Genomic DNA, 15,630 nt, shown 5'->3' with positions numbered 1-15,630 from the left:
TTCTATAATGCAGGACAATTGGGACCGGTCAAGAAAAAATGACCAGTTGGTTACAACAATGGTTTGCATTAGGCTCGGGATAAGAGAAGAGAGACAGGCATGACCTCGGAGAAAAAGACCGAAAATCAACGGCCGCGCCGCAAGAACATGCGCGGGGAAGAACGCGAAAAACTGATCGTCAGCGAGGCGGTCCGGTTCTTCGCCGAATCGGGGTTTGAGGGCCAGACACGCGAATTGGCCAAGCGTATGGGCGTGTCCCACGCGGTCATCTACCGGCACTTCGAAAGCAAAGACGCACTGATCGAACGCGTCTACGAGCATGTTTTTCTAGAGCGCTGGAACCCGGACTGGGACACGCTCGTGCTCGAAGGCGACCGTTCTCTTCAGGATCGCCTTACGCAGTTCTACATCGAATACTCTGAACGGGTGTTTGACTATGACTGGGTTCGAATCTTCGTGTCATCCGGGCTGAAGTCCTACGGCCTGACCGAACGCTACCTCGATATCATTCGAACGAAGATCATCGAGCCGGCTGCGATAGAATTGCGTGCTTCCCAGCACAACCCGCAAGACCGCGACGCGCCAGACACTGATGAGGTCGAGCTCCTCTGGGGGTTACACGGGGCGGTGTTCTATATCGCTATTCGGAAATACGTCTACAACATGCCCGTGGAAATCGATGTCGAGGCAACTGTGCGCGCTGCTGTAAAAAACTTCTTCGAGGGCGCTCTTAACGACGACTCATCGCACTGAAACGCCCCGGCGCTGCGCCTCACTAATTTGAGGCCTAACACTCCTACGAATTTCGTAGTTCATGCATGGCTATCACTACATCGTATCAGACCCCGTAATGCCGGCGGCATTCCTTGTCGTATCGCCCCTGCGAATTGCGAGCGCGGAGTAAACACGCCAATGCACCAACAATCCGCCCGCTACTACACTATCAATCAAGTCACCGAAATCAGCCGCGTTATCCACGCCACAATCGATCGCAGACACCGAGATCGAGCCGACTTTCCGCGAAGACTTCTACTGGGCAACAATTGCGCGCCGTTCAGCGTGACAGACATCGCGGCTTGGCTCGAACGCATCGAGGCTCAGGCCTGAGTGGGGTGACAAGTCGAAGGCCATACGAGCCTCAGGCGTTGGAACAAAAACCAGATAGGAAAGCAGCCAGTGCGTCGACCGCCGCCCCCATATCCCCGGCACTCGCATATTCGGCCGGGTTGTGGCTGATCCCGCCTTTGCAGCGCACAAACAGCATTGCGATCGGGCAGAGATCGGCCATCGCGGAGGCGTCATGCGTCGCCCCCGACGGCAGCTCGGGCGCGGGCGCTCCGGTCGCGGTGCGAACGGCTGCGGCGAGCCCCTCTCGCAGCCCTGCATCGCAGGCTTGGGCGGGTTGGGCATAGGTCTTCTCAATCTCGATCTGCGTCGCCGTGGCCTCGGCGATCTGCGCACAAAGCGGGCTGAGCGCCGCGCCCATCGCGGTGCGGGCCGGGTCTTCGGCGGCGCGGATCTCGATGGTCAGATCGATCCGCGCGGGGATCGCGTTGACCACGTTGGGCGAGACATCGAGCTGCCCGACCGTCGCCCGGATACCTTGATCGCGCGCCATGTCATGCACGCCGCGCACCAGATCCGAGGCTGCTAGCAGCGCGTCGTGGCGCATCTCCATCAACACGGTGCCCGCATGACCCGCCTCGCCGGTGATCGTGACGCGATGCCGCTCGATCCCGGAAATCGCGGTGACGACGCCGAGCGGCTTGTCCGCGGCTTCGAGCACCGGGCCTTGCTCGATATGCAGCTCCAGATAGCCTGCGATCGTGGCCGGGTCGCACGCCAACGCTGCCGTGTCTTCTGGATCGCCACCAAAGGCCTTGAGCGCCGCACCGAGGCTTACGCCCGCCTTGTCCACCATCGCGAAAACGCCTTGGTCGAGCGTGCCCGCCAACGCGCGCGGCCCGATCAGCGCGGTCGGGAAACGCACGCCCTCCTCATCGGCGAAGGCCAGCACCTCCACGGCAAACGGCAGCGCGCGATCGCCAAGCGCTTCGAGCGCAAGGCATCCCAGCGCCACCCCCATGATCCCGTCGAACGCACCGCCATGACGCACGCTGTCCTGATGCGAGCCGATCAGCAGCGTGGGCGCGCCCGCAGGCCCTGCGCGCCGCCCGATCAGCGTGCCCGCCGCATCGCGCGTAACCGTGCAGTCCGCCTGATTCATCCAACCCGCGATGATCTCCAGCGCAGCCTCGTGCTCGGGACCGAACGGCAGCCGGGACACGCCGGGACCGGGCTCGGAGGCTTTCGCGATCGTCTCCAGCCGCTCTTGCGCAACTGCACCGCTTTCATGGACCTAATCTTTTCTGATCAGGTCCATTTTCCTGCTTCATCGTGGCCGGTTTCACGACAGGATCAGTCCCGCCGCCAGAGCCTTCCACTCCACAAGCTGACACCGGACGGACCTTGAGGTCCTCGCTACCGGCCAGATTCTTGAGGTTGATCGCCGCATTGATGTCGCGATCGTGCTGCGCGCCGCAATTGGCGCAGGTCCATGAGCGGACCGAGAGCGGAAGAACCTCCGCTTTGGTATGACATGCCGAACAGGTTTTGCTGGATGCAAAGAACCTGTCGGCGGCAACAAGAGTGCCGCCCAGACGTGCGAGCTTGTAGCTCAGCTGCCGACGGAACTCGAAAAACCCCATATCGGAAATGGCGCGGGAAAGATGCCGGTTCGCCATCATGCCGCGGACATTGAGGTCCTCGATGACCACTGTGCCGGCTTCACGCGACAGCTTGGTCGTGAGCTTGTGCAACCCATCCTGGCGGATGTTGCGGATGCGTGCATGGAGCTTTGCAATCCGGGCACGAGACCGTGCCCGATTTTTCCCGCCCTTTTGTTTTCGCGCATGAGATCTCTGCAGTCGTGCGAGCCGCTTCAGGTTGCGACCCAGGGATTTTGAACCGGAGAACTTGCGGCCGTCGCTCAAGGTGGCCAGATCCGTAACGCCGAGATCGACGCCGATGACCGCTCCTTCGGGGCGTGGTGTAAAGCTGTGATCGATCTCAACCGCAATCGCCGCGAACCACCGGCCCGCCTCCCGCGAGATGGTGACGGATTTCAAGGTTGGATTCATTTCGAAACCAAAGCGCAGGGCCTCCCGCATAGACACCCAGCCAATGCGCGGCAGTTTCAGGCGTCGCCCTTCGACACGGAATGTCCCGGGGCCATTGTCCGGCCGAAAGCTCTCACGACAGAGGTCTTTTGCTTTGAAGTTGGGATAGCGGGAGCGCCCCTCGAAGAAACCCTTGAACGCGGCACCAAGATTCTTGATCGCCTGCTGTGGAACCGCTTTGGGCGCATGCAGCATCCAGGGGTATTCAGCCCGCTTGATGGCATTGAGTTCGCGTCGCAGCGCAGCCTCGGAAGGCTTGGGCAGGGAATTGTTTTCGCAATGCGCGGTATATTGGGATTTCCATCGGTCGAGAGCCCAGTTCCAGCTGAATCGGGCGATGCCGGCGCATTGCGCAAACAGTGCGTCCTGCGCCTTGTCTACATCGAGGGCGATGCGGTGAACTGTCATGATCCGGGTAGAGATCGCTGCTCCATCAAGCGCCATCATCGCCCCCTTCGGCCGCGGCCTTGATGTCGGCGATCAATTTCGCACTCTTGCGGGAGCGCGCACCGTAGAGCCGTGCGCTGAACACCGTGACGATCTCAAGCACGTCCCGGGCAAGATCCTCTTCGAAGCTGGTGTCTTCGCCCTGGTTCAGGATTACGACCTCGACGTTCTTCGCCTCACAGATCGCGAAGACGAGCTCGGCGCCGAAGCGCAACAAACGATCCTTGTGGGTGATGACCAGTCGGCCGACGCGATCCTCGACAATGTCTTCGAGTAGGCGCTTGAGGCCCTTCTTGCGATAGTTCATGCCAGAGCCGAGATCGGTGACCACCTCGTAGGTCCAGCCCTGCCCGGCGCAATAGGCCTCGAGAAGCTGCGCCTGGCGCTCCAGGTCAGTTTTCTGGTCATGGGAGGAAACGCGTGCGTAGGCAACCGTGCGCCGGGCAGCGTTATCCTGCTGCCGATGGAGCTCCGGCTGAAGTTTGGCGAGGTTATAGCGGCGCCGCCCACCCTCGGTTACGAGGTCGGGTTTGAGCTTGCCGCTCTCATCCCATCTGCGCAAGGTGAGCGGAGTCACGCCTAGGGCCTTTGCGGCCTCGCCAATACTTACAAGCTTCTTCATCATAAAGATGATATATGATGCGAAAAGCATAAGTCAAATGGAAACTGCTAAAGCCCCTTTTCCCCGCCCGAGCAGGCGGCTATTGCTGGCAACCCGACCGCATCAGGAGACAGCCTTGGCCCAAACCGATTCCGCCCCCGTCCAAGCCCGCATCGCGCAGACCATCGCCACGGATATCGCGGCGAAGCCCGCACAGGTGACCGCAGCGATCGGACTTCTAGATGGCGGGGCGACCGTGCCCTTCGTGGCGCGCTACCGCAAAGAGGTCACCGGCGGGCTCGACGATACGCAGCTGCGGCAGCTTTCGGATCGACTGGGCTATCTGCGCGAGATGGAGGCGCGGCGCGAGACGATCCTCAATTCGATCCGCGAGCAGGGCAAGCTGACCGACGATCTGGCACGGTCCATCGCGCGGGCCGAAAGCAAGGCCACGCTCGAAGACATCTATCTGCCGTTCAAACCCAAGCGCCGCACCAAGGCGATGATCGCGCGCGAGAACGGACTCGAGCCGCTGTTGCGCGCCATTCAGGAAGACCGGAGCGCCACGCCCGAGGCACTGGCGGAGGGCTACGTCACCGAGGCCGTGCCGACGACCAAGGATGCTCTGAACGGCGCGCGCGACATTCTGACCGAGGAACTGTCGGAAAACGCCGAACTGCTCGGCACCCTGCGCGACTTCATGCGCGCCGAGGCCTTCATCGCCGCTCGGGTCGTGCCCGGTAAGGAAGAGGCAGGCGCGAAGTTCTCGGATTATTTCGACCACCGCGAGAAATGGGCCGACATTCCCGGCCACCGGGCGCTCGCCATTCTGCGCGCCGCGAAGGAAGAGATCGTGACGATGGAAATCGCGCCCGATCCCGAGACCGGTGAAGACCGCGCGATCGGCCAGATCGCAGCGACCCTCGACACTCAGGCCGGGCGTCCCGGTGATCTCTGGCTGCGCGACGTGGCGCGTTGGGCGTGGCGCGTGAAATTCTCGGTCTCGCTCTATGTCGACCTGCTGGGCGAGCTGCGCCAGCGCGCCCATGACGAGGCGATCAAGGTCTTCGCGCGCAACCTGCATGACCTGCTGCTGGCAGCCCCCGCCGGTCCGCGCGCCACGCTGGGCCTCGATCCCGGCATCCGCACCGGGGTGAAGGCCGCCGTGGTGGACGCGACTGGCAAGCTCTTGGAGACCGCGACCCTTTACCCCTTCCAGCCGAAGATGGACCTGCGCGGAGCCGAGACGAAGATCATCGACATGGTCAAGCGCCACGGCGTCGAGCTGATCGCCATCGGCAACGGCACCGCCAGCCGCGAGACCGAACGGATGGTCGCCGACACGCTGAAGCTGCTGCCGCCGGGGGTGCGGGCGCCGACGAAAGTGGTCGTCTCGGAAGCGGGTGCCTCGGTCTATTCGGCCTCGGAACTGGCCGCGCGCGAATTCCCCGATCTGGACGTGAGCTTGCGCGGGGCGGTCTCGATCGCGCGGCGCCTGCAGGACCCACTGGCGGAACTGGTGAAGATCGAGCCGCAGAGCATCGGCGTCGGACAATATCAGCACGACGTGGATCAGCGTCGCCTGTCGCAGGCGCTGGAGGCGGTCGTCGAAGATGCCGTGAACGCGGTGGGCGTCGATCTGAACATGGCCTCCGCGCCGCTTCTGGCGCAGGTCGCGGGGCTTGGGCCCGCACTGGCGCAGGCCATCGTCGCGCATCGCGACGCGCATGGCGCCTTCCCCTCGCGCCGCGCGCTGATGGAGGTGGCCGGGCTCGGCCCCAAGGCCTTCGAGCAATGCGCGGGCTTCCTGCGTATCCGCGATGGCGAAGAACCGCTCGATGCTTCCTCGGTTCACCCCGAAGCCTACGCGGTCGCACGCAAGATCGTGGAAAGCTGCGGCCGCGACATCCGCGAGATCATGGGCCAGCCGACCGCGCTGAAAGACCTGCGCGCGGAGCAATTCGTCACCGGCGATTTCGGTCTGCCCACCATTCGCGACATCTTCGCGGAACTGGAAAAACCCGGCCGCGACCCGCGCCCCACCTTCAAGACCGCGCAGTTCACCGATGGCGTGGAGGACATCAAAGACCTCAAGCCGGGGATGAGCCTGGAGGGCACCGTGACCAACGTGGCCGCCTTCGGTGCTTTCGTGGATATCGGCGTGCATCAGGACGGTCTGGTGCATGTCAGCCAGCTTGCAGATCGCTTCGTGAAGGATCCGCATGAGGTGGTAAAAGCGGGCGACGTGGTGCGCGTGCGCGTGACCGAGGTCGATATTCCGCGCAAACGGATCGGCCTGTCGATGCGCAAGCAATCCGAGGGCGGCGCGCCTGCGCGGGGAAAAGGCCCGGCGCGGCAGGACAAGGGTCAGGATCGCGGCAAACCCGGCCCGCAAGGCCCCCGTGGAAAAGGGACCGGCAAGGGCCAAGGCAAGGCGCCGGCGAAGGACAGCAGCAATGGCGCGTTCGGCGCAGCGCTTCGCGATGCGATGAACCGGCGCTGAAGCCAGCCAAGCGGGTTGAACGATCGGGGATCTACCAGAGGTGAGCTGCGACACAGAAACAGCGCCACAACTTGCCTTCCCCGGCCCCCGCCGATAGCGTCACGCGAAACCACATAGGCGGGGGAGGCGGACCATGGCGCTTTGCAGCGATGCGGCGATGGTGCTGTTCTATGACATCGACGGTGACACCGCCGACCACGACCACTGGCACAGCCATGAGCACCTGCATGAGCGCCTCTCGGTTCCCGGCTTTCTACGGGCGACGCGCTGGATCGCGACCGAGAGCGGGCCACGCTACATGGTCACCTATGAAGTCAGCGTGACCGACGTGGCGACGTCGCAGGGCTACCTCGACCGCCTGAACGACCCCACATCCTGGACCGGTGCGGTCATGCCGCGGTTTCGCGGCATGATGCGCGGTTTCTGCACGATTCCGGCGAGCGAGGGCTATGGCTTGGGCGGTTTCGCCACAGCCTTCCGCTTTCAACCCGGCCCCGGACACGAAGACGCTGCGGCGTCCTGGATCGCGCAGGAGGTGCTGCAGGAGATCGCCTATCGCCCGGGTGTCGCCAGCGTCCAGCTGCTCCGTCCGACAGCACCGCCGCCGATGACGCGCGAGCAAGCACTGCGCGGTGCCGACACACCACTGCCGTGGCTACTCATCGCCACCGGCTATGACGCGGCGCTGCTGGGTCAGGCAGTGGAGCGCGGTTTCGATCCGGCTTCCGAAGCCGCTGCCGGGCTGATCGGCGACGTCGTCGCGACGCATTACGTGCTGAATCACACCGCGACTGCTGACGAGGTCGCGCGCACGCCCAAGCCGCAGTTTCCGCGTTAAGTTATTCCCGTCTGCGGCGGGGAAAGTTCACCGGCGCAGAACCGTGTGAAGCCACGCTATGAATAGAGCGAAGTCAGACCAACACGTAATTCTATTTTGAGATTCTAAGTGGTGCCCGGAGGCGGACTCGAACCACCGACACGCGAATTTTCAATCCGCTGCTCTACCAACTGAGCTATCCGGGCACTGCGACCTTTCGGTCTTGGTGGAGCGGTTACTAGACGAGGGCGCGGGGGGTGTCCAGAGGGATTTCGCAGAAATTTACGCGAACTTGCGAAACGTCTCAGTGCGGCTTGCCGGGGGGCGTATCATCGCCTGCGGGACCGGTCGGCGCGCGCTCTTCTTCCTCGGCGATATCGCCGGGAATGACGTAGGATCCGTTCAACCAGCGCGCCAGATCGACGTCGGCGCAACGCTTGGAGCAGAAGGGGCGATATTTCGGGTCGGCATCCTTACCGCAGATCGGACAGCTCATTTCGCCTCCCTGTTTTGGCCCCGAAGCAGGCGCACGAGCGGGACGCGGTCGCGCTTGCGTTGCATCTCGAAATTGCCCAGCGGTGTCCAGCCTGCAAGCGAGGTCTCGGGCTCGCCTTTGACGGCGCGGCGCAGCTGCTGCTCCAGCGCCTGACGGTCGCGCTTGGGCATCGGGGCGAAGTCGATCACGACCTGACCTCCGAGGCCGCGCAGGCGCAGTTGACGGGGCAATTCGCGGGCCGCGGCGATATTCGCCTTCAGCGCCGCAGCAGGCGTCGTGTCGTTACCGGTATTGACATCGACCGCGATCAGGGCGCGGGTCGGCTCGATCATCAGATGCGCCCCGCCCGGCAGGTCGACACGTGGATGCAGAAGCGCTTCGATCGCGTCGGTGACGCCGTGGTCGTCGAACCCGCCTTCGATCACCTCGTCGGGCAGGGGTTCTGCCCAGTCGCGCCAGGCTTCTTCATGCGGATCGGGCGCGTCGACGAGCAGTTCCGGCCCGCCCTCAACGTCGCTAGTCACGGCCTCGGCCAGCTCGCGCATTGCGGCGACATCCTCAGCCACTTCTTCGAGCGGCACATGGGCCGCGGCGGAACGCAGAATCACGCCCATATCCGAGCCTTCCATCACCGCTTCGGCTGCTGCCTGCAGATCAGCGCGCAGATCGTCTTCATGGATCCGGCGCGAGACGTTGATGCCGGGCGCGCCGGGGGTGACGATGGCGTAGCGCGATTTGAACAGCACGCGCAGCGTCACTGGCAGCGCCTTGCCGGGCTCGGTGCCGCCCGAGACCATGCAAATCACGGTCTGGCCGGGGGAGAGCCCCTTCACCTCTTTCAGAAAGCCACGCGTGCCTTCGGGCAGATCAACGAAGACGCCGCCCTGCCCTTTCATCTGGCGACCGATGGTGCCGCGCAGGATCGCGCCGGGGGCGAAGCTGATCTCCTCCGAGGTGTCGATAATCAGGCCTTCAATTTGCCCGTCGACCATCAGCGCCGCCGCTTCGCGACCGGCGATCTCGTCCAGCAGAACCACACGCCCCTGCATTATACGTCCCCTCGAATGCCCGCGCTTGCGAGCAGGTTTGCGGTTTCTGCGAGCGGCAATCCCACGACTGCGGTGAAGGACCCTTGAATCCACGGGACGAAAGCACCGCCGCGTCCCTGGATCGCGTAGCCGCCCGCCTTGCCGTGCCATTCGCCCGAGGCGAGATAGCCGTTCACGTCCTCGTCGCTGAGCGGCTTAAACTTCACCACCGTATCGACAAGCCGTTCGCGCAGACCCTGCGCCGTGCGCACCGCCACAGCGGTGAACACATGGTGCCGACGCCCGGAAAGCAGCCAGAGAAACTCCGCCGCTTCTTTCTCGTCTTCGGGTTTACCCAAGATTCGGCGCCCGCAGGTCACCGTGGTATCGGCGCTCAGCAGCACCTCGTCTTCGGCCACATCGAGCGCCATCGCTTTCTCGCGGGCCATGCGGGCGACATAGTCGCGCGCGGCCTCGCCTTTCAGCGGCGTCTCGTCAATATCGGCGGGGCGCACGTCAAAAGGCTCCAGCCCGAGTTGGGCCAGAAGCTCTCGCCGCCGCGGGCTCGCCGAGCCGAGGATCAGCTTCACTTGAAGCGGTAGTTGATACGACCCTTCGTGAGGTCGTAGGTGTTCATTTCCACCTGAACTTTGTCGCCTGCCAGAACACGGATGCGGTTCTTACGCATCTTGCCTGCCATATGCGCGATGATCTCATGGCCGTTTTCCAGCTCGACCCGAAACGTCGCGTTAGGCAGGAGTTCCTTCACGACACCGGGAAATTCGAGCATTTCTTCCTTGGCCATGGTCACTCCATAATTGGTTACCCGCGTCATCTGCGGGCGAGCGTTTAAATGCGCTCGTAAGCCGCGAAATTCAAGTGGAATGTCAAGGCTGGGCGGGGTTTTCCGAAGCGATCCGGATTATTTGGGCCGCTTCGGACTGCTCGGACCAATGTTTGTAGGGCAAAACGGTTCCTGCAGTCCGGCTTTGCGCGACGCGATCCAAGTCCACCGTCGCGAAGGTCCAGCCGGGTGAGTCGGGCGCCCCTTCAGCCACGATCCCGCTTTCCGGCCAGAGCCCGTCGGGTGGCGCGAAGATAGCAGTCGTGCCGCGGTTCTCGTCCACAGCCGGGCACCAGAGCGCATCGCCAACGGTCGGCGCCTGCACGGTCACGCATTGGTTTTCGAGCGCGCGCGCCATCGCGCAGATCCGCACCCGGTTATAGCCCGCGAGCGTGTCAGTGCAGGAGGGCACGAGGATGATCTCCGCCCCCGCCTCGGCCAGCGCGCGCGCCAGCAGGGGGAATTCGCTGTCGTAGCAAATCGTGACGCCGATCTTGCCGAGCGCCGTGTCGAAAAGCACTAGCCCCTCGCCTGCATCGACATGCCAGATCTCACGCTCGAACCGCGTCATGATCGCCTTGTCCTGATGCCCGATCAGCCCGCCGGGGCCGAACAGGCTCGCCCGGTTGACGCGCTTGGTGCCGTCGATGACGGGTCCGGAGGGGGCGAGAATATGCACGCCATGCTCCGCCGCGAGACCTGCGAACAACGCTTCCATGTCCGCTCGCAGCCCGGCTACATGGACCAGCGCGGCTTCGAGATCGCCCGCGACCTCTGCCCCGCCCAGGCTCGCGAGTTCCATCGCCCCGTATTCAGGAAAGACCAGAAGCTGCCCGCCCTGCCCTGCGGCCTCGGCCACCCAAGACGTGACCTTCGCCGCGTAGCCCGCCCAGTCCTCGAACCAGTCGAGCGGATAGGCCGCTGCCGCGATCATCACCTCGCGGCTCACAGCGTGCGCCCCCAGAATTGCAGCGCCTTCTCGGTCTGCTCACCCTCACCCAGATCGGTCCATTTGAACCGCGCGATTACGCCCTCCATCGGGGCATAGCCCCGTTTGCGCCAGAACCCGTCGAGCGGGCGATACTCGACGGGCCTCAAGGGATGATCGTCGGGCCGGATCACCGAGCAGAAGACCGAATGGCTGCGCCCCAGCTCGCGCGCATGGGCCTCACGATGATCGAAGAAGGCGTACCCGAGGCCCTGCCCGCGATAGTCGGGCAGAAGGACCGACTCGGCACAGTAGAACACGTCCTGAAGCTTCAACCCGGTGCCTGCGAAAGGTGCCGCGAAATCACCCGCGTGATCTTCCAGCGGCGTGCCTGTGGCCGCGCCAACCAACTTCGTCCCGTCGAATGCGCCCACGACCACCGCCGCATCGCTCTCCCGGTAGCTCTGCAAATATTGCCGCTCATAGTCGAGCGAGCCGTCATAGATGTAGGGCCAGCCCCGAAACACCGCGATCCGCAGCCGCGCCACGTCGTCGAGCGCTGCGTCCAGCGCCTCTCCGGTCAGCCGCCGCACCTCCATCAGGAAACCTGCGCGATCCAGTCGGCGAGGTTGTAATAGGTGACGACGCGCGTGATCTTGCCCTCGTCGAGCGTGAAGAACGCCCCCGCCGGCAGAACATAGCTTTGCCCATGCGCCTCGGGCAGCCCGTCATCGGTCTCCAGATAGACGCCATTGACGATGAACTCTGCCGCCGCCCGCGTGCCTGAGTCATTGGCCATGATGACCATGTCGGTCAGCTGCTCGCGATAGCACCGGCTCATATGCTTGTTGAATTCGCGGAACGCCTCGATCCCGTGGCGGATCTTCCCTTCGTTCACGTGATGCGCGAAGGGCTCGCCCAGCTGGGCCTCCATCCCTGCCGTATCGCCTGCGTTGAAGGCGTCGTAATAGCGGCTGATCGTATCGAGAGTGCGGGCGCGCGGCATGGCCATTCTCCGTAATGCTGTCTGGCCTTGAGTGCCACGCGCCACACGCCGCGTCAAACGCGGTCATAGGCGCTGTCGCAGGTCACCCCAACGCGGCGCGCACGATCACGGCCAGCGGCGTGGTCGGGCGGCCGATCAGCCGCGACAGATCGTGGCTGTCGTCGAACAGCGCGCCATTGGCCGCCTGCGCATCCGAATCCGCGATGATCGCGGCGAAGGGGCCGGGCAGCCCCATCGTCTCGAGCAACGCGCGATACTCGGCCTCGGAGAGGTGCGAGACCTCGACCGTGCGCCCGGCCTGTGCGGCGATCTCGGCGGCCAGCTCGTCGAGGGTGAAGCCCGCATCGCCCGCCAGCTCATAGGTCTTGCCCTGCAAGCCGGGATCGAGCGCCACTGCGGCCAGCGCCTCGGCGTAATCCGCGCGCGACGCTGCCGCGATCCGGCCTGATCCCGACGCCCCGGCGATCGTGCCCGATTGCGCAGCATAGCTGATCGCGCTGTCGTAATTCTCGCCATACCAGCCATTGCGCAGCAGCGTATGGCTCAGCCCCGATGCGGCCAGCGCCGCCTCGGTCGCCACGTGCTCCTCGGCCAGTTGCATCTTCGAACGGTCGGCATGCAGCAGAGACGTGTAAAGAATATGGTCGACGCCATGCGCCTTGGCGGCCTCGATCACGTTTCGATGTTGCGGCGCGCGCTGGCCGACCTCGCTCGACGAGATCAGGATCAGCGTGTCGACACCTGCCAGCGCGTCGAAACTGCTCGGGTCGGAATAGTCGAAACGCCGCGCGGCGCCCGTGAGCTTCTCGGGGCTGCGCGCCAGCCCGATCACGTCGGTCGCGCCGCGCGCGGCCAGTGCGGCAAGGGTGAGTTGGCCAAGATGGCCGGTGGCTCCGGTAACGGCGATGGTCATGGCGACCTCCTTATGTCTTTCGCTGACGGGAAGCTGCGCTCTTCACTGCGCAAAAGGAAGTACCTACATTTTGGTAAGTGTTCAGCAGCCCCGCACAGGAGCCTCCGCATTATGCAACAGACCGACCCCGCGCTGCCCGTCGCCGATGTGTTCAATGCCGATTGTCCCTCGCGCATGATCCTGTCGCATGTCAGTTCGCGCTGGGGCGGGCTGGTTCTGGTCGCGCTTCGCGACGGGCGGCTGCGCTTTTCCGAGTTGCGTCGCAGGATCGGCGGCATTTCTGAGCGGATGCTGGCTCAGACCTTGCAGGTGCTCGAAGCGGATGGGCTGATCTCGCGGCGCGACCATGGCGAGGTGCCGCCGCGCGTGGACTATTGCCTGACCGAGGCAGGAGAGGCGATCGCGATCCGCTATTTCGAGCTTGCGCATTGGATCGAGGCAAACCTGAGCCGACTTGGCACGCAGCCTGCACTGTCGGGCGACTGATCAGGCGGTCGGCTCTCCGAAACGTTCGATGAGATGGCGGCGGATCTGGTCGCGAGTGTCGCGATAGGCGGCGAGCTTGGCCTCGCGCGTCTCGCCGATCCCGGTCGGATCGAGGATCGGCCAATATTCCACGTCGAGATGGAAGAACCGCGTCAGCTCCAGCGCCTGACGCTGCGAGGCAGGCGACAGCGCGATCACCAGATCGAAGGCCGACAGATCGTCGCCCCATTCCTGCAACTCGGTGAAAGAGCGCGCGCGGTGACGCTCCAGATTGACGCCGATCTCGGCCATCACCGCGATGGTGAAGCCGTCGATCTCCAGATCGGCCTTCACGCCCACCGACTGCACGTAACATTCGGTGCCGTAGAATTTCTTCATCATCCCCTCGGCCATCGGGGAGCGCGTGGAATTATGATCGCACGCAAAAAGAACGGAGTTGGGGATCTCGCCCATCCGTTTACCTCGGGGCGAGAACGGCAACGAGGGTGAAGAGGCGCCGCGCCGTATCGATGTCGATCTCGGCCTTGCCTTCAAGGCGTTCCTGCAGAATGCGCGCGCCTTCGTTATGGATACCGCGCCGGGCCATGTCGATCGCCTCGATCTGGCTGGGCGGCAGTTTCTTGACCGCCTCGAAATAGCTCTCGCAGATCTGGAAATAATCCTTCACCGCCTGCCGGAACGGGCCGAAGGACAGATGAAACTCCGCCACTTTCGCGCCGCTCTCGGTTTCGGTGTCGAAAACCAGCCGCCGATCGCGCACGCCAAGCGTCAGCGCGAACGGCCCGTCCGGTGCAGGTTGCCCGTCGCGGCCCGGAATGTTGAAGCTGTTATCCTCGAGCAGATCATAGATCGCGACCTTGCGTTCCTGCTCGATTTCAGGCGAGGGCGCGGGCAGCCCGCCCGTGTCCAGCTGGATATGCGAAATCCGGGCCATCACCCCTCCCCTTCGTCATTGAGCGCATCGAGCCGCGCACGCACCGACAGCCCATGCGCCTCGAGGCTTTCCGATTTCGCCAGAATCTCGGCCGAAGGGCCGATCGCCTTCAGCGCGCCGGGCGTCATCTTCGCCATGGTCGTGCGCTTGATGAAATCCATCACCGAGAGGCCCGAGGAGAACCGTGCCGAGCGCGCCGTAGGCAGAACGTGGTTCGGCCCGCCAATATAGTCGCCGATCGCTTCGGGCGTGTAGGCGCCAAGGAAGATCGCGCCCGCATGGGTGATCGCCTCCGCCAACCAGTCGGGATCGGCTACGCAAAGCTCCAGATGCTCGGGGGCGACCCTGTTCGACAGCTCGGCCGCCTCCATCAGATCGCGCGCGACGATCACCGCCCCGAAGTCGCGCCAGCTCGCACCTGCAATCGCACGGCGCTCCAGCGTCTCGAGGCGCTTCTCGACTGCTGCTACCACCGCCTTGCCGAAAGCCTCGTCGGTGGTGATCAGGATCGCCTGCGCGCTCTCGTCATGCTCGGCCTGGCTCATCAAGTCGAGCGCGATCCAATCCGGGTCGCCCGTGCCATCTGCGATCACGAGGATTTCCGACGGGCCCGCGATCATGTCGATGCCCACGCGCCCGAAGACACGCCGTTTGGCCGCCGCCACGAAGGCGTTGCCCGGCCCGGTGATCTTGTCGACCGCCGTGATCGTCTCGGTCCCATAGGCCAGCGCGGCAATCGCCTGCGCGCCGCCCATCCGGTAAACCGTATCTACGCCCGCCAGTTGCGCCGCCAGCAGCACCAGCGGGTTCACCGCCCCGCCCGGAGTCGGGCACGCCACGACCAACCGCTCCACACCCGCGACCTTCGCCGGGATCGCGTTCATCAGCACCGAAGAGGGATAGCTCGCCAGCCCACCGGGCACGTAAAGCCCCGCGGCTGAGACCGGCCCCCAGCGCCAGCCAAGCTCCGCCCCGCTCGCGTCGATCCAACGCGCGTCATGCGGCATCTGGCGCTCGTGATAGGCACGGATACGCTCGGCCGCCAGTTCCAGCGCCGCGCGCTCCTCGGCGGGCACTTTCGCGACTTCGGCCTCGATTTCCTCGGGGGAGAATGCCAGCGTCTCGGGCGTCAGCTCCAGTCGGTCGAATTTCGCGGTCAGCTCGATCAGCGCTGCATCGCCCCGCTTGCGGATATCCGCGATGATATCGGCCACGACAGCGTCCACATCGGGGCTGTCCTCGCGCTTCATCCCCAGAAGTTCGACAAACCGGGCCTCAAAGCCCTCTTCGCGCGTGTCCAGAAAGTGCGGCATCGACAGTCTCCTATTCCGCTCTTCGGATTAGAGACTCCCGCCCTGCCCCGCAAGCACGACCCTGCCCGCAAGGGCAATTCCACTTCGACTTGGCGTAAATATCCCCGCCGGAGGCATCCCCGGCGGCAAAACGCG

General features: G+C 64.1%; 18 protein-coding genes and 1 tRNA gene. 4 read left to right on the top strand and 15 right to left on the bottom strand.

The features are described 5' to 3' along the window. Positions 1-99 precede the first annotated feature (99 nt). Positions 100-753, top strand: a complete 654-nt coding sequence (locus F8R15_RS15560; protein ID WP_216644133.1) for a TetR/AcrR family transcriptional regulator — start codon at positions 100-102, stop codon at positions 751-753. 385 nt (positions 754-1,138) lie between these two features. Here F8R15_RS15560 and F8R15_RS15555 read toward each other — a convergent pair whose 3' ends face one another. The 3 genes from F8R15_RS15555 to F8R15_RS15545 are packed head-to-tail and all read right to left on the bottom strand — an operon-like array spanning position 1,139 to position 4,248. Next, positions 1,139-2,317, bottom strand: a complete 1,179-nt coding sequence (locus F8R15_RS15555; RefSeq protein ID WP_368731076.1) for a M20 family metallo-hydrolase — start codon at positions 2,315-2,317, stop codon at positions 1,139-1,141. Between the two features lie 34 nt (positions 2,318-2,351). Then, entirely contained in the window at positions 2,352-3,623 is a 1,272-nt protein-coding gene (locus F8R15_RS15550) for an RNA-guided endonuclease TnpB family protein (protein ID WP_216644132.1), read from the bottom strand. Further along, on the bottom strand, positions 3,613-4,248 hold the full coding sequence (locus tag F8R15_RS15545) for an IS607 family transposase (protein ID WP_152845185.1): 636 nt from the start codon (positions 4,246-4,248) through the stop codon (positions 3,613-3,615). Before F8R15_RS15545 ends, F8R15_RS15550 begins: the two co-directional genes overlap by 11 nt. 115 nt (positions 4,249-4,363) lie before the next feature. On the opposite strand from F8R15_RS15545, the gene F8R15_RS15540 reads away from it, so the two are divergent. Together F8R15_RS15540 and F8R15_RS15535 are read left to right on the top strand one after the other, a co-directional pair. Then, entirely contained in the window at positions 4,364-6,730 is a 2,367-nt protein-coding gene (locus F8R15_RS15540; protein ID WP_078601955.1) for a Tex family protein, read from the top strand. 133 nt (positions 6,731-6,863) lie between these two features. Next, complete coding sequence (locus tag F8R15_RS15535; protein ID WP_152845183.1) at positions 6,864-7,568, top strand: hypothetical protein; 705 nt, start codon at positions 6,864-6,866, stop codon at positions 7,566-7,568. Between the two features lie 109 nt (positions 7,569-7,677). On the opposite strand, the gene F8R15_RS15530 is transcribed toward F8R15_RS15535, so the two are convergent. The 9 genes from F8R15_RS15530 to F8R15_RS15490 form a co-directional block, all read right to left on the bottom strand. Further along, positions 7,678-7,753: transfer RNA gene (locus F8R15_RS15530), tRNA-Phe, on the bottom strand. 98 nt (positions 7,754-7,851) lie between these two features. Beyond that, positions 7,852-8,043, bottom strand: coding sequence for a DNA gyrase inhibitor YacG (locus F8R15_RS15525; protein ID WP_078545394.1), 192 nt, complete (start codon positions 8,041-8,043; stop codon positions 7,852-7,854). Further along, a complete protein-coding gene (locus F8R15_RS15520) occupies positions 8,040-9,092 on the bottom strand; it encodes a ribonuclease E/G (protein WP_152845182.1) in 1,053 nt (350 codons plus the stop codon). Before F8R15_RS15520 ends, F8R15_RS15525 begins: the two co-directional genes overlap by 4 nt. Continuing rightward, on the bottom strand, positions 9,092-9,661 hold the full coding sequence (locus F8R15_RS15515; RefSeq protein ID WP_368731068.1) for a nucleoside triphosphate pyrophosphatase: 570 nt from the start codon (positions 9,659-9,661) through the stop codon (positions 9,092-9,094). Before F8R15_RS15515 ends, F8R15_RS15520 begins: the two co-directional genes overlap by 1 nt. Continuing rightward, positions 9,658-9,876, bottom strand: coding sequence for a translation initiation factor IF-1 (gene infA / locus F8R15_RS15510; RefSeq protein ID WP_010397442.1), 219 nt, complete (start codon positions 9,874-9,876; stop codon positions 9,658-9,660). The genes F8R15_RS15515 and infA overlap by 4 nt, the downstream gene beginning before the upstream one ends. 82 nt (positions 9,877-9,958) lie before the next feature. After that, positions 9,959-10,852: a carbon-nitrogen hydrolase family protein gene (locus tag F8R15_RS15505; protein ID WP_368731075.1), complete on the bottom strand. Its 894-nt coding sequence runs from the start codon at positions 10,850-10,852 to the stop codon at positions 9,959-9,961. An 8-nt stretch (positions 10,853-10,860) separates the two neighbouring features. Further along, the gene (locus F8R15_RS15500; RefSeq protein WP_152845181.1) at positions 10,861-11,442 is read right to left on the bottom strand and encodes a GNAT family N-acetyltransferase; all 582 of its coding nucleotides are present in this window, start codon (positions 11,440-11,442) and stop codon (positions 10,861-10,863) included. After that, positions 11,442-11,849, bottom strand: a complete 408-nt coding sequence (locus F8R15_RS15495) for a ketosteroid isomerase-related protein (protein WP_078521731.1) — start codon at positions 11,847-11,849, stop codon at positions 11,442-11,444. The genes F8R15_RS15500 and F8R15_RS15495 overlap by 1 nt, the downstream gene beginning before the upstream one ends. An 82-nt stretch (positions 11,850-11,931) precedes the next feature. Then, positions 11,932-12,762: an SDR family oxidoreductase gene (locus tag F8R15_RS15490; protein WP_152845180.1), complete on the bottom strand. Its 831-nt coding sequence runs from the start codon at positions 12,760-12,762 to the stop codon at positions 11,932-11,934. Between the two features lie 111 nt (positions 12,763-12,873). Here F8R15_RS15490 and F8R15_RS15485 point away from each other — a divergent pair, with 111 nt between their 5' ends. Next, complete coding sequence (locus F8R15_RS15485; protein ID WP_152845179.1) at positions 12,874-13,248, top strand: helix-turn-helix domain-containing protein; 375 nt, start codon at positions 12,874-12,876, stop codon at positions 13,246-13,248. On the opposite strand, the gene F8R15_RS15480 is transcribed toward F8R15_RS15485, so the two are convergent. From F8R15_RS15480 to hisD, 3 genes are read right to left on the bottom strand one after another with little or no spacing between them, the layout of a single operon-like run. Continuing rightward, positions 13,249-13,701 carry a low molecular weight phosphatase family protein gene (locus F8R15_RS15480; RefSeq protein WP_078571357.1) on the bottom strand — a complete coding sequence of 151 codons (453 nt, stop codon included), beginning with the start codon at positions 13,699-13,701 and terminating at the stop codon, positions 13,249-13,251. It lies immediately after the preceding gene. Between the two features lie 4 nt (positions 13,702-13,705). Further along, complete coding sequence (locus F8R15_RS15475) at positions 13,706-14,182, bottom strand: UPF0262 family protein (protein WP_152845178.1); 477 nt, start codon at positions 14,180-14,182, stop codon at positions 13,706-13,708. Further along, positions 14,182-15,495, bottom strand: coding sequence for a histidinol dehydrogenase (gene hisD, locus F8R15_RS15470; RefSeq protein ID WP_152845177.1), 1,314 nt, complete (start codon positions 15,493-15,495; stop codon positions 14,182-14,184). Before hisD ends, F8R15_RS15475 begins: the two co-directional genes overlap by 1 nt. Between the last annotated feature and the right edge of the window lie 135 nt (positions 15,496-15,630).

Origin of the sequence: Thioclava sp. JE_KL1 (genome assembly GCF_009296265.1) — a bacterium.
Classification (GTDB): domain Bacteria; phylum Pseudomonadota; class Alphaproteobacteria; order Rhodobacterales; family Rhodobacteraceae; genus Thioclava.
This window is presented reverse-complemented; position numbering and strand designations above follow the sequence as displayed.

What these genes read in the sequence shown, in the direction of transcription:
- F8R15_RS15560 (WP_216644133.1), top strand. Translation starts at nt 100, where the DNA reads ATGACCTCGGAGAAAAAGACCGAAAATCAACGGCCGCGCCGCAAGAAC.
- F8R15_RS15550 (WP_216644132.1), bottom strand. Translation starts at nt 3,623, where the DNA reads ATGGCGCTTGATGGAGCAGCGATCTCTACCCGGATCATGACAGTTCAC.
- F8R15_RS15545 (WP_152845185.1), bottom strand. Translation starts at nt 4,248, where the DNA reads ATGAAGAAGCTTGTAAGTATTGGCGAGGCCGCAAAGGCCCTAGGCGTG.
- F8R15_RS15535 (WP_152845183.1), top strand. Translation starts at nt 6,864, where the DNA reads ATGGCGCTTTGCAGCGATGCGGCGATGGTGCTGTTCTATGACATCGAC.
- F8R15_RS15525 (WP_078545394.1), bottom strand. Translation starts at nt 8,043, where the DNA reads ATGAGCTGTCCGATCTGCGGTAAGGATGCCGACCCGAAATATCGCCCC.
- F8R15_RS15520 (WP_152845182.1), bottom strand. Translation starts at nt 9,092, where the DNA reads ATGCAGGGGCGTGTGGTTCTGCTGGACGAGATCGCCGGTCGCGAAGCG.
- infA (WP_010397442.1), bottom strand. Translation starts at nt 9,876, where the DNA reads ATGGCCAAGGAAGAAATGCTCGAATTTCCCGGTGTCGTGAAGGAACTC.
- F8R15_RS15500 (WP_152845181.1), bottom strand. Translation starts at nt 11,442, where the DNA reads ATGGAGGTGCGGCGGCTGACCGGAGAGGCGCTGGACGCAGCGCTCGAC.
- F8R15_RS15495 (WP_078521731.1), bottom strand. Translation starts at nt 11,849, where the DNA reads ATGCCGCGCGCCCGCACTCTCGATACGATCAGCCGCTATTACGACGCC.
- F8R15_RS15490 (WP_152845180.1), bottom strand. Translation starts at nt 12,762, where the DNA reads ATGACCATCGCCGTTACCGGAGCCACCGGCCATCTTGGCCAACTCACC.
- F8R15_RS15485 (WP_152845179.1), top strand. Translation starts at nt 12,874, where the DNA reads ATGCAACAGACCGACCCCGCGCTGCCCGTCGCCGATGTGTTCAATGCC.
- F8R15_RS15480 (WP_078571357.1), bottom strand. Translation starts at nt 13,701, where the DNA reads ATGGGCGAGATCCCCAACTCCGTTCTTTTTGCGTGCGATCATAATTCC.
- F8R15_RS15475 (WP_152845178.1), bottom strand. Translation starts at nt 14,182, where the DNA reads ATGGCCCGGATTTCGCATATCCAGCTGGACACGGGCGGGCTGCCCGCG.
- hisD (WP_152845177.1), bottom strand. Translation starts at nt 15,495, where the DNA reads ATGCCGCACTTTCTGGACACGCGCGAAGAGGGCTTTGAGGCCCGGTTT.